The sequence below is a fragment of the Acinetobacter sp. FL genome (genome assembly GCF_040744925.1).
Lineage (GTDB): Bacteria > Pseudomonadota > Gammaproteobacteria > Pseudomonadales > Moraxellaceae > Acinetobacter > Acinetobacter radioresistens.
The window spans coordinates 1,504,268-1,516,635 of record NZ_CP160437.1 but is presented as its reverse complement, the minus strand read 5'-3'; the positions used below and the strand labels follow the sequence as shown (position 1 = coordinate 1,516,635).

Annotated in this window: 16 protein-coding genes; 14 read left to right on the top strand and 2 right to left on the bottom strand. The window is 38.0% G+C overall.

What is annotated here, in order from left to right; translation table 11 throughout:
* Positions 1-18: 18 nt before the first annotated feature.
* From ABZP31_RS07080 to ABZP31_RS07070, 3 genes are all read left to right on the top strand, one after another.
* A complete protein-coding gene (locus ABZP31_RS07080) occupies positions 19-792 on the top strand; it encodes an enoyl-CoA hydratase (protein ID WP_075039854.1) in 774 nt (257 codons plus the stop codon).
* Positions 793-804: 12 nt separating this feature from the next.
* Entirely contained in the window at positions 805-1,830 is a 1,026-nt protein-coding gene (locus tag ABZP31_RS07075; RefSeq protein ID WP_262475660.1) for an enoyl-CoA hydratase/isomerase family protein, read from the top strand.
* A gap of 120 nt (positions 1,831-1,950) precedes the next feature.
* Entirely contained in the window at positions 1,951-3,288 is a 1,338-nt protein-coding gene (locus tag ABZP31_RS07070) for an MFS transporter (RefSeq protein ID WP_262475658.1), read from the top strand.
* Between the two features lie 335 nt (positions 3,289-3,623).
* Here ABZP31_RS07070 and ABZP31_RS07065 read toward each other — a convergent pair whose 3' ends face one another.
* The gene (locus tag ABZP31_RS07065) at positions 3,624-3,824 is read right to left on the bottom strand and encodes a hypothetical protein (RefSeq protein WP_005014276.1); all 201 of its coding nucleotides are present in this window, start codon (positions 3,822-3,824) and stop codon (positions 3,624-3,626) included.
* Positions 3,825-3,943: 119 nt separating this feature from the next.
* Here ABZP31_RS07065 and ABZP31_RS07060 point away from each other — a divergent pair, with 119 nt between their 5' ends.
* The 9 genes from ABZP31_RS07060 to ABZP31_RS07020 all read left to right on the top strand — a co-directional run bounded on the left by ABZP31_RS07060 (position 3,944) and on the right by ABZP31_RS07020 (position 10,004).
* Positions 3,944-5,164, top strand: a complete 1,221-nt coding sequence (locus ABZP31_RS07060) for a phage/plasmid replication protein, II/X family (protein WP_005014279.1) — start codon at positions 3,944-3,946, stop codon at positions 5,162-5,164.
* An 11-nt stretch (positions 5,165-5,175) separates the two neighbouring features.
* Positions 5,176-5,511, top strand: a complete 336-nt coding sequence (locus ABZP31_RS07055; protein WP_005014282.1) for a hypothetical protein — start codon at positions 5,176-5,178, stop codon at positions 5,509-5,511.
* A gap of 184 nt (positions 5,512-5,695) precedes the next feature.
* Entirely contained in the window at positions 5,696-5,872 is a 177-nt protein-coding gene (locus ABZP31_RS07050; RefSeq protein WP_367156955.1) for a hypothetical protein, read from the top strand.
* 10 nt (positions 5,873-5,882) lie between these two features.
* The gene (locus tag ABZP31_RS07045) at positions 5,883-6,140 is read left to right on the top strand and encodes a hypothetical protein (RefSeq protein WP_367156954.1); all 258 of its coding nucleotides are present in this window, start codon (positions 5,883-5,885) and stop codon (positions 6,138-6,140) included.
* Positions 6,141-6,302: 162 nt separating this feature from the next.
* Positions 6,303-7,751, top strand: coding sequence for a virulence factor TspB C-terminal domain-related protein (locus ABZP31_RS07040; protein WP_367156953.1), 1,449 nt, complete (start codon positions 6,303-6,305; stop codon positions 7,749-7,751).
* A complete protein-coding gene (locus ABZP31_RS07035) occupies positions 7,751-8,026 on the top strand; it encodes a DUF2523 family protein (protein ID WP_367156952.1) in 276 nt (91 codons plus the stop codon). The genes ABZP31_RS07040 and ABZP31_RS07035 overlap by 1 nt, the downstream gene beginning before the upstream one ends.
* A 2-nt stretch (positions 8,027-8,028) precedes the next feature.
* Complete coding sequence (locus ABZP31_RS07030; protein ID WP_367156951.1) at positions 8,029-9,288, top strand: zonular occludens toxin domain-containing protein; 1,260 nt, start codon at positions 8,029-8,031, stop codon at positions 9,286-9,288.
* Between the two features lie 91 nt (positions 9,289-9,379).
* A complete protein-coding gene (locus ABZP31_RS07025; RefSeq protein WP_367156950.1) occupies positions 9,380-9,580 on the top strand; it encodes a hypothetical protein in 201 nt (66 codons plus the stop codon).
* Between the two features lie 214 nt (positions 9,581-9,794).
* Entirely contained in the window at positions 9,795-10,004 is a 210-nt protein-coding gene (locus ABZP31_RS07020; RefSeq protein ID WP_367156949.1) for a hypothetical protein, read from the top strand.
* 315 nt (positions 10,005-10,319) lie between these two features.
* Here ABZP31_RS07020 and ABZP31_RS07015 read toward each other — a convergent pair whose 3' ends face one another.
* The gene (locus ABZP31_RS07015) at positions 10,320-10,520 is read right to left on the bottom strand and encodes a hypothetical protein (protein ID WP_005014276.1); all 201 of its coding nucleotides are present in this window, start codon (positions 10,518-10,520) and stop codon (positions 10,320-10,322) included.
* A 119-nt stretch (positions 10,521-10,639) separates the two neighbouring features.
* Between ABZP31_RS07015 and ABZP31_RS07010 the strand changes: the two genes are divergently transcribed.
* On the top strand, positions 10,640-11,860 hold the full coding sequence (locus ABZP31_RS07010) for a phage/plasmid replication protein, II/X family (RefSeq protein WP_005014279.1): 1,221 nt from the start codon (positions 10,640-10,642) through the stop codon (positions 11,858-11,860).
* A gap of 11 nt (positions 11,861-11,871) precedes the next feature.
* Positions 11,872-12,207: a hypothetical protein gene (locus ABZP31_RS07005; RefSeq protein WP_005014282.1), complete on the top strand. Its 336-nt coding sequence runs from the start codon at positions 11,872-11,874 to the stop codon at positions 12,205-12,207.
* Positions 12,208-12,368: the final 161 nt, after the last annotated feature.

The window sequence follows — 12,368 nt, the reverse complement described above, 5'->3', positions numbered from 1 at the left end:
AAAATATAAGGATGAAGTATGCAGTTTGAAACAATCTTACTAGAAAAACGTAACAGGGTAGGCCTCATTACCTTGAACCGGCCTAAAGCCTTGAATGCATTAAATTCCGAGTTGATCGGTGAAATAAATCTAGCACTTGATGATCTGGAAAAAGATCAAGAAATTGGCTGCATGGTTTTGGCAGGTTCAGAAAAAGCTTTTGCTGCGGGCGCAGATATCAAGGAAATGGCTGAGCTTACCTTTCCCAGAATTTATCTTGATGATTTTTTTAACCTTGCCGACCGAATTGCCCAGCGCCGTAAACCTTTAATTGCAGCAGTAAGCGGTTATGCGCTGGGGGGTGGCTGTGAATTAGCATTAATGTGCGATTTTATTTACTGTGCAGATAATGCCAAGTTTGGCTTGCCAGAATTAACTTTAGGTGTGATACCCGGTATAGGGGGCACACAACGCCTGACACTGGCAGTAGGTAAAGCCAAGGCAATGGAAATGTGCCTGACCGCACGCCAGATGGAGGCTGTTGAAGCAGAGCAGTGCGGTCTGGTTGCCCGCATTTTCAGTAAAGAGCAACTGCTAGAACAGACCATGCAGGCAGCTGAAAAAATTGCATCCAAATCTTTAACTGCAAGCATGATGATTAAAGAGTCGATTAATCGTGCCTTTGAAGTAAATCTGGCTGAAGGTTTACGCTTTGAACGCCGTGCTTTTCATTCTGTATTTGCAACGCTAGATCAGAAAGAGGGTATGCAGGCATTTATTGAAAAGCGCCAAGCTCACTTTAAAAATCAATAGGAGAATGATGAGATGGATATGGAAAAGCATTTAATCATTGAACAGCAGGGCGTTCTGGGAATAATCAGTCTAAACCGTGTCGCAAATCTTAATGCACTTTCAATTGAGATGATTCATCAGATTCATATGCAATTTGAGACATGGCAACAGGATCATTCTATTCAGGCTATATTGATTAAATCAAACAGTCAAAAAGCTTTTTGCGCAGGTGGCGATATTCGTTATCTATATGATAATTATAAAAACCAAACTGAAGCGCATAAAGCATATTTTAGTGCTGAATACGACATGCTTAACAGGATTCGTGATTATCAGAAACCGGTTATAGTCATACTGGATGGCTATGTGCTGGGTGGAGGTTTCGGTCTGGCACAGGCCTGTCATATTATTGTGAGTAGTGAAAAGTCCCGTTTTGCCATGCCGGAAACAGCAATCGGCTTTTTCCCTGATGTTGCAGCAACACACTTTCTATCTCGTCTTGATGATATCGGCGTCTATATGGCGATTACTGGCGAGCAAATCAGCAGTAGTGATGCACTTTATCTTGATCTGATTGACTACCATGTGCCTGGAGAAAAACTTCAGGCTTTACAGAATGAGCTGGCTAATTCATCCAGTTTAAATAAAGAAAAAATACAACAGATGGTTGGAAAGTATATTACCCGTCCTGCTGAGAGTGATCTAAGTTCACGGTCTGAAAATATTCGAAAACATTTTGGTTTTAAAAATTTGCAGGATATCGAACAGAGTCTCGAAAATGAACAAGACGAGCAGTACAAGGCATGGACAAATAAAATACTGATTACCTTGCAGCAGCGTTCCCTGATTGCGAAACAGACCAGCCTGAAACTACAGCACTTAGGACGAAGTTTGTCATTACAACAGTGCATGCAGATTGAGCGTGATTTACAGGATATCTGGTTTGAACATGGTGATTTTATTGAAGGTGTCCGTGCACTTATTGTTGATAAAGACAAACAGCCGCAATGGAAAAAGGAGAATCCAGAACTTGAGCAAATTCTAGAGCGACTCGGCTGAGTCATTCATACATAAGTTAATACATTCAAGGAGACTAGAGAGAAACTGAAAATACTTATGGTCAGGGCTGATTATACGTATAAAAACTCAAAACAAGAAAATCTAAAAAGGAATATGACAATGCAAACAATACATGGAAACGGTTCGCATTCTAAAAAGTCTTCTCACCGCCTGGCAGGTATCTCAAGTATGGTAGGGACGACTATTGAATGGTATGACTTTTTTATTTATGGTGCTGCTGCTGCACTCATTTTTAATAAATTATTTTTTCCAAACCTTGATCCGCTCACCGGTGTACTCGCAGCTTTTGCAACCTACGCTGTCGGATTTATTGGTCGACCATTAGGCGGTATTGTATTTGGCCATTTTGGTGACAAGGTTGGCCGAAAATCCATGTTATTAGTGACTTTAATGTTAATGGGTATCCCGACAGTCATGATCGGACTGTTACCTACATTTGAGTCGATTGGTTACTGGGCTACGGTTTGTCTGATTATTTTAAGATTTATTCAGGGTATGGCGATGGGCGGCGAATGGGGCGGGGCAGTTCTCATGGCTGTTGAACATGCTCCAGAAGGTGGAAAGGGTTTTTGGGGAAGTTTACCACAGGCCAGTACTGGAGGCGGTTTAATGCTGGCTTCGGTGGCTTTGGGTCTAGTGTCTTTACTACCCGAGGAAGCATTGTTTAGCTGGGGCTGGCGCTTACCATTTTTAGCCAGTATAGTGCTGCTGGCGGTAGGTTGGTATATCCGGGTGAAAGTTCCTGAGTCGCCAGACTTTGAAAAAATTAAAGAAAAAGCGAAAGAAGTTAAAGTTCCTGCATTACAGGTGTTTAAAAATCATCCAAAACAGTTAATTACAATTATTCTATCACGCGCTGCTGAAAATGCCTGGTTCTACTTGGCTTCCACCTTTGCTTTAGCCTATACCACCACGCAGTTAAATATTCCTAGACAAGATATTCTATTTGCAACAATTTGTGGCGCTGCTGTCATTATGGTAATGACTCCATTATGCGGACATTTATCCGATAAAGTCGGCCAGCGTAATATGTTCAGATTTGGTCTTTGTATGCTTGCACTATATAGCTATCCATTCTTTGCGATGTTAAATACAAAAGATCCTGTTTTAGTATGGACAGCAATCGTATTGGCAATTGGTGTAATTTTTCCAATTATGTATGCACCGCAGTCACAATTATTTGCTCGGCAATTTCCTGCTGAAATTCGCTATAGCGGTATTTCAATTTCGGTACAATTTGCAGGTGTGTTAGGTGGCGGTTTGGCGCCGTTGATTGCTACAAAGCTATTGAGTATTGGTGAAGGAAGTCCGCACTTAATTATTATATATATTATAAGTTTTGCTATATTAGCAATTATTGCTTCTTCATTCTTAAAGCCTGACCAGAAGCTCAAGCCTACAGAAACGTTTACACAGAAAGAAATTAAAACTTTATAAAAATTTTATAGAGCTTTCTAAAAGCTTTTAACGAGTTTTACTGAAGCTGGACTTTTAAATACCGCTATACAAAGTGTATGGCGGTATTTTTTTATAGGATTTAAATTTACCACAGCATTTCGCATAATGTGTGCAGGATTATGTTACTTACGTCACACTTTCGACAAATACAAATAAAGCTATGTATATCAATTACATAGCTTTTTTGTTTTGTCAAAGTCGCGATAATCGCTAGATGCGCCATGACGTATTTAACATCAATCTGCATTATGCGAAATCGGCGGCTAGGGGAGTCCACGTCTTCTAATGGTGGACTCTAGTCCGGAATTCCGGAATTATTTAATAATTTTCACTTTACCACTGCTGCCTACTTCTAATAATTCTAGGCCTTCATCGATTAGAATATGAACAATTTCACTATCTCTAAGTGGCTGTTGACCTTTTTGAATTAAGACTTTATTTAATTCAACAGCTTTTTTTCTTAATTGCTCTTGTTCCTCATCATTTATCCTGACGCTTTTAACCATCGTTTTCATACCTAATTTCCTAAATGTGGAAAATCATACATGTATTTTTGCATGCATGTATTGTATATGCATGCATACTTGTGTTAATTTCCGCCTATTGCATTCCTGCATGCATGTGGACACATTTAATGAACGATCATATTTGCATAAACATTCCATTCGCTGATCAATACGTTGTATGTGATCAGGAAGGTCGTTATGCATTTATTAATTTTGATCCTTTATGTATGGATATTCCGCTTGCATCACGTTCAGTACATATGAATGTAGATGGTACGCTCAATGCTTCAGCTTTATTTCATCCTTATGAGTCATTGCCAACACATTACACAGGCATGGCTTGTAAGGTTTTTTTTGACTCTGCATATTTTCCTTATGTTCAGATTAAGGCTAGTCCTGCGAAGTTGCTCCAGGGACATAATGTATTCGCTGACATTTCGTTAGAGCAGGGTGCTGCTGAAATGCTAGGCTATTTGCATATGGCTTATCCTGAAATTTGTAAGAAGTTAGATATATCTAAAGCTTGGGTTTCATACATAGATGTTACTTATTCAGCACGTGTCAAAGATCAACATACTGCTAAGCAAGTTCTTGAGTTTTTGAGCCGTGTATCAAATGGCCAAACAAGAATTAGTAATAAACGTTATGACAGTACAACTTACTGGGGCGGGGAGACTTCGCGATTAATTAATCATAAATGCTATCTCAAGCATGATGAATATATTGTCCAGTTTGAGCATCAGAAACAGCTTGCAAAAAAGAACGATAAAGCAGCGATGCGAGTCGTAGAAGTTATGTCTGATATTCGTTTATACAATTGGACTGTCGGTTTATTACGTTTTGAATCACGTATGAAGAAACGTTGGTTAGAACGTAATGGTATACCTACCAACTTGATCGAATTAATTAAATTCGAGCGAGATAATCCTAATCTTTTGCAAACACTTTGGATAAAAGCCACAAGTAGTATTTTTGATGCTCTGAGAGGTCAAACTATGAAATTAACTGATGATTCTAGTGTTTATCGTGCAATTGAAACTTCTCAAGTAGTTTTAACTAAAAACGGTAAACCATCTCCAACACGTATACGCAATTTATTTGCTGCTTTCTGTCTGATCCGAGAGAAAGGTTTAGAAGAAATTAAAACGACTTACGGTAAAACTCAATTTTATAAATTAGTTGCCGACTTATGTGAGTGTGGCTTTTCAAAAGCTTATCTCCAGAACCTTCATGATGAGAAGGCTAAAAACATCATTCCGTTCGTGAAGCTCGTTGAGATCGACTTCAATCAACAACTGCCTGATTGGTATGAAAAGCCACAGAGTAAGTTTAATTATCTAATTGCTTAGGAGCATATAGCATGAGCGCAATTGACCAACCAGTTTTAACAGTTACAGGCATTCGTAAATCCGAAGGTAACTTTAGTTCTGAAGGTAAAAATATTGATTTCAGTAATACGGTGGTAACTGTATTGCAGCCATTTACAGAAGAAGAAATTGCTTCTGGAGCAATTGGTATGAAGTCTACTGAGTACAAGATTAAAGGTGCACAGTTTTATCATGATTATCAGGGACAAAAACTTCCTGCCGATGCTCAATTAATTTTCCGACTTGATGTTAGTCGTAAAGTTCCAGTGGCTCAGTTAGTGGCTCTGGACTTTATAGATTCAAAAAAGGTATTAGAAACAAAGCTTTAACTATATAGTATTTCGCATAATGTATAATATGTTAAAAAACAATAACTTAGGTGAATTTTAATGAGAAATATAACAGCTATAACGGGGGATAATCAAGTCGAATGTCCTAAATGTTTTTCATATTTTCACCGCCAGTTTTTGTACTTTCACATGACTAAATGTCGTGCTTAAGGAATTTTAAAGAATGGCTTATCTGTGCAAAACAGTCGATGAAACCACTAAGGCATGTCTGGAATGGGTTCAATTTGACTTAAGCGGATTGGCTATAACAGGTTGGCAGTCGTCACTGATTATCATGGCAATTACCAGCTATTACCTCGTAATGTGGTTATTAAGACAATCACGTTATTCAATTAAATAGGGTGAATTCAATGAATGAATTACAAGTAATCGAAAAAAATGGTTCCCAGAAACTTATCAATACACGTACTGGACGTGCTGGGGTAGTAGCTGGGCTTTTAACAGTTTTGGCGATGTCTAATGCCAATGCTGCATTAGAACTGGATACACAAGGTTTTATTACTGACATCGGTACAGCAGAGACTTTTGGTATTGCGATTGGTATTGCAATTCTTGGTTTTGTAGCTGTTCTTGCGTTGGTCAAGAAATCTCGTGGTGCGGTGAAATAAAACTGATTGCGGGCGCGCTGAGAGCTCGTTGGAGCGATTGGCGCGCATGCAGGAAGTTTAGGTAAATGCTATGGACGAACCTTCAATTTTCAACTGGATAATAGTTTTTATAGCCATTGTTGGCATACGTATATTGTTAAAATAATCAAAGGAATAAAAATAATGATTCATCGTTTAAATATATTTTTATTGTCTTTGCTTATTTGCTTTTCACAAGTCTACTTAATGTCTAAAGCATTTGCAGCAACTCCAAAGTGGGTTCTTGAATATATAAAAGTTGAAAAACAAGTTGCTGAAAAAAAACGCTTGCAGGCTTTACTTGTTAAACAGATTAATGAATCTGGTTCACTTCTAAAAACAACTGCTGTTGTTGAAACCGTACCAACTGCATCTAAAGTAGGTTCATCAATGATGAAGCGTATAGCGGCTTATGGAAAAGTCCCTGGGGTACAGATGATCGGTGTTGCTCTTGTAACTCAGTTGATTGAAGGCATTGGTTGGGTAATGGAGGACGGTGTTTATGTAAAATATAAAGAGCCTGATCCGAGCAAGTGCGAAGAAACACCCGAGCTTTGCGGTCAATATGTCTGGTTTCGTTCTTCTGATGACGATTTAGGTACTTTTTCTTCCCAAGAAGGTATTTGTTCAGCCGTTGCTTCGAAATACGGACAGACTTTCATTTCTGCTTCTCAAAGATCAGATGGCCAGTATATGTGTAATACAAAAAAATCAAATGGCGAGGCTGATTGGTGGCATGTTGATAAAAAGTTAAATCCGAATCCCTCTCAAGAACCGCAAAAGCCGACAAAAGTTACTTTAACTGCTGCAATGCTTGGTGCTGCAATGCTCGGTAAGGGTTATAAAGACCCTGATCCTAATTTTAACAATGATTCGGTTAATACTGGCAATTGGACTGGTGTTCCAGAAGCTTATACTCCCGATTCTTCAGGCGTTGGTAATGAATTGTATGAATCTTTAGAAGCTAAAGCAGATAAAGCTCCGCCTACACCAGATAACAAACCTGCACCGATCGGCGATAGCAGATATAACAATGATCTTTCAACAAATGATGATGCGAATGACAGATCGTGGGGTGATGAAGGCACGAAAGGCGATTCGACAGGTTCAACGACTACAAACCCCGAAACCGGTGAACAGACAACAAACACTGAATTTCATTTACCGCCTTTTTGCTCGTGGGCCTTTACAGTTTGCGAATGGTATGAAAAATGGCAAAAAACAGATACGAAAGTTAATGAGCATTTAGACAGAACTAGAGAACATCAGGAAGAAGAAAAAGGTTTTTGGCAAGCAGTAAAAGACTGGTTTGACTGGTCTAAAGACGATTCGGATCTGCCTGATCGTGATGATTCTGACTTAGATACTTCTGTTGAATTTGAAGAAAAAAAGGTAAGCCTTAACGTTTCTGCTCAATGTCCTGCGCCTACCTATGAAACAGTCTCATTGCATGGTGTTACTGCTCAGGTAAAGACTTCTGATTACTCATATATTTGTAATCTTGACTGGCTCATTAAGCCATTTGTTTTAGGCTTTTCTATGGTTTCCGCCTGTTTCATTTTATTTGGTTTTCAGCGCGGGGGCGATGATTAATGGGTGGCTTAATTTATAAGGTACTCGATTTATTTTCGAACAATTTTATACGTCAAATACTAACTAGTTTAGGCATTGGGATAGTCACTGGCTTACCGTTCTATCTCATGCTTTCAACCTATATCTATAAAGCTGCTTCACATATTGAATCTACGCCTTACATCGGTCTTATGGCTGTATTCGGCATACCTGAAGGTTTTGGAATTATTTTTACAGCAATTATGACGCGAGCTTATTGGGAATCAATGCGGCCACGTCTAGCTAAGAGGTCTTAACAATGCCTGTTTTACTTGTTACTGGAAAGATGGGCCAAGGAAAGACCCACTTTGTAATGAAAAAATATGTGACTGAAGCTGTAAAAGCTGGTCGTCCTGTTTATACAAATATTGATGGCTGCACATTAGACGTTCAGCCCATTCCTGAAAATGAAAAAGGCGAATTAGATTGGCTTTTAACGCCTGAATCTGATGTAGCCACCGGTCAGAAAGGTGCATTAATTGTTTACGATGAAGCACAACGCCAAGTAGATAAAAAAGGTATTAGATATTTTGCTTGGGCTGCACGTGAGAAAATTTCAAATCGTGATGTTATCCGAGAGCTTGAATATCATCGGCATTCAGGCCGTGACATTATCTTTATTACTCAATCACCTAAACTTTTGCACCTTCATTTGCTTGAGCTGGTCAATGAGCATTACCACTGTACACGGTTAAGAAATGAGAAACGATCACAGATTTCATTGTGGCGATCATGGCAGGAAAAACCTGACTCATTGGCAGCTACAGAACGTGCAGAAGATGTTTTTTTTCAGCCATTCGATGAAGAAACATTTACTAAGTATAAATCTACTGAAGAAGTGACAGACGGTAAGGCTCGTATACCGGGCTATATGTATAAACTTGCTGCAATAGCAATCGTTTGTTTTCTTATAGCAGGTGGACTATTAATAAATCTTTTTGGTCACTTCTCAAACGGTCATAGGATTGGACAGGATTCTATTGATAAGCAGCTTGCTAAAGTTAAAGAAAATGACAAAGTGAATGCAGCGCTCTCTCCAGGGCAAAAAGATTTACCTGATGAACTTCAGAAAAAAATTAATCTTTGTATGAAAGATTTTGGTTGGAATGCTGAACAGTGCAGAGAAGCATATGACAAACCTTACCTTGAAGCTAAGCAGCAACGTTCTGAACAGACTAGCTCAAATACAATGGACAAGATTGTAGCTAATTATAGTCCAAGCAAGCCGTTTGAACCTGTTAATGTACAGTACGAAGTTACTGCAAAACCTGTCTTTAGTGGTTGTATGAAGAAAGGTAATAAGTACGTTGCTTATACGCAGCAAGGCACAATTTTGCATGATGTCTCAAGTGAAGACTGTAGACGTGTCATAGAAGACGGTGAAAGACCCTTTAATTACTTTCAGCAGCCGCAGCAACAACTTCAAGCACAACAACAACCAACACAAGAAAGACTCACATCACTAGATGCAGAGTTTCTTGCAAAATACCAACAAGCCAAAGCAGAGGGTTTAATATGATTTCAACATTAATTGGTCTTTTAGTTTTCGTAATTTCTTGGGGAATGTATTTTGTTTTAGTTCAGCTTATCTTTAAAAGGAGAGAAAGACGATGATTAATTTTACAGTTCAAGAACTAGAAGACATTTATATATTTGCTCTGGAATATGGTGGCGATTCAGGTAATGCAATCTGTTCAAAAATCGCTGAAAAATATACTTTTTGTGGTATGTGCAATAGCTTAATTCAGAATGAGCACTGGCAAGAACATTATGAAAAGGAATTTGAAAGAGAATATCCGTCGAGCCTCTAAGAGGCTCATAAGCTTTTTAACAAAAAAAGCTTATCGATCTGCTACGCAATGAAGAACACTAGAAGAAAAATATTAAGTGAGTGTCTACGAACTGACACAATGACAATATGAATATTTTCCTCTCTGAATTACTAAAATTAAAATATATGTCTATGAGCGATATAATCAGAAGTGCCGGAGTATTCCGGCGCTGAACTAAGGATTATTATTTCTGATGACAAAAACAGCTCTAGAGATTCTTGAAGAACTTGCCGAAAAGGTTATAACTAATCATTTTCACGATATGGGTGGGGCTTATTACGTTGCTTTTTCTGAGGTTCTCAAAGCCTTAGTTTATACAGGTGCTTTTAAAACTACTGAAGAACTTGATAAAGCCTATGAAATGAAAGATCAATTATCACAATTGTTATTAGATGATGCTTAATTCCCCCACTGGAGAGAACAAACTGTATGGATTTTTGAATACTGTTATACAAAGTGTATGGCGGTATTTTTTTATAGGATTTAAATTTACCACAGCATTTCGCATAATGTGTGCAGGATTATGTTACTTACGTCACACTTTCGACAAATACAAATAAAGCTATGTATATCAATTACATAGCTTTTTTGTTTTGTCAAAGTCGCGATAATCGCTAGATGCGCCATGACGTATTTAACATCAATCTGCATTATGCGAAATCGGCGGCTAGGGGAGTCCACGTCTTCTAATGGTGGACTCTAGTCCGGAATTCCGGAATTATTTAATAATTTTCACTTTACCACTGCTGCCTACTTCTAATAATTCTAGGCCTTCATCGATTAGAATATGAACAATTTCACTATCTCTAAGTGGCTGTTGACCTTTTTGAATTAAGACTTTATTTAATTCAACAGCTTTTTTTCTTAATTGCTCTTGTTCCTCATCATTTATCCTGACGCTTTTAACCATCGTTTTCATACCTAATTTCCTAAATGTGGAAAATCATACATGTATTTTTGCATGCATGTATTGTATATGCATGCATACTTGTGTTAATTTCCGCCTATTGCATTCCTGCATGCATGTGGACACATTTAATGAACGATCATATTTGCATAAACATTCCATTCGCTGATCAATACGTTGTATGTGATCAGGAAGGTCGTTATGCATTTATTAATTTTGATCCTTTATGTATGGATATTCCGCTTGCATCACGTTCAGTACATATGAATGTAGATGGTACGCTCAATGCTTCAGCTTTATTTCATCCTTATGAGTCATTGCCAACACATTACACAGGCATGGCTTGTAAGGTTTTTTTTGACTCTGCATATTTTCCTTATGTTCAGATTAAGGCTAGTCCTGCGAAGTTGCTCCAGGGACATAATGTATTCGCTGACATTTCGTTAGAGCAGGGTGCTGCTGAAATGCTAGGCTATTTGCATATGGCTTATCCTGAAATTTGTAAGAAGTTAGATATATCTAAAGCTTGGGTTTCATACATAGATGTTACTTATTCAGCACGTGTCAAAGATCAACATACTGCTAAGCAAGTTCTTGAGTTTTTGAGCCGTGTATCAAATGGCCAAACAAGAATTAGTAATAAACGTTATGACAGTACAACTTACTGGGGCGGGGAGACTTCGCGATTAATTAATCATAAATGCTATCTCAAGCATGATGAATATATTGTCCAGTTTGAGCATCAGAAACAGCTTGCAAAAAAGAACGATAAAGCAGCGATGCGAGTCGTAGAAGTTATGTCTGATATTCGTTTATACAATTGGACTGTCGGTTTATTACGTTTTGAATCACGTATGAAGAAACGTTGGTTAGAACGTAATGGTATACCTACCAACTTGATCGAATTAATTAAATTCGAGCGAGATAATCCTAATCTTTTGCAAACACTTTGGATAAAAGCCACAAGTAGTATTTTTGATGCTCTGAGAGGTCAAACTATGAAATTAACTGATGATTCTAGTGTTTATCGTGCAATTGAAACTTCTCAAGTAGTTTTAACTAAAAACGGTAAACCATCTCCAACACGTATACGCAATTTATTTGCTGCTTTCTGTCTGATCCGAGAGAAAGGTTTAGAAGAAATTAAAACGACTTACGGTAAAACTCAATTTTATAAATTAGTTGCCGACTTATGTGAGTGTGGCTTTTCAAAAGCTTATCTCCAGAACCTTCATGATGAGAAGGCTAAAAACATCATTCCGTTCGTGAAGCTCGTTGAGATCGACTTCAATCAACAACTGCCTGATTGGTATGAAAAGCCACAGAGTAAGTTTAATTATCTAATTGCTTAGGAGCATATAGCATGAGCGCAATTGACCAACCAGTTTTAACAGTTACAGGCATTCGTAAATCCGAAGGTAACTTTAGTTCTGAAGGTAAAAATATTGATTTCAGTAATACGGTGGTAACTGTATTGCAGCCATTTACAGAAGAAGAAATTGCTTCTGGAGCAATTGGTATGAAGTCTACTGAGTACAAGATTAAAGGTGCACAGTTTTATCATGATTATCAGGGACAAAAACTTCCTGCCGATGCTCAATTAATTTTCCGACTTGATGTTAGTCGTAAAGTTCCAGTGGCTCAGTTAGTGGCTCTGGACTTTATAGATTCAAAAAAGGTATTAGAAACAAAGCTTTAACTATATAGTATTTCGCATAATGTATATTATGTTAAATAGAATGTCTGAGACTGTAGCCTGCACATGTTATAGCATGGTCCATAGTATTTCGTACATTTATAAAGATAGCTGACTGTTTTATAAATTGTTTATCACAGAACCCTTCTGATTTTATATCTTAA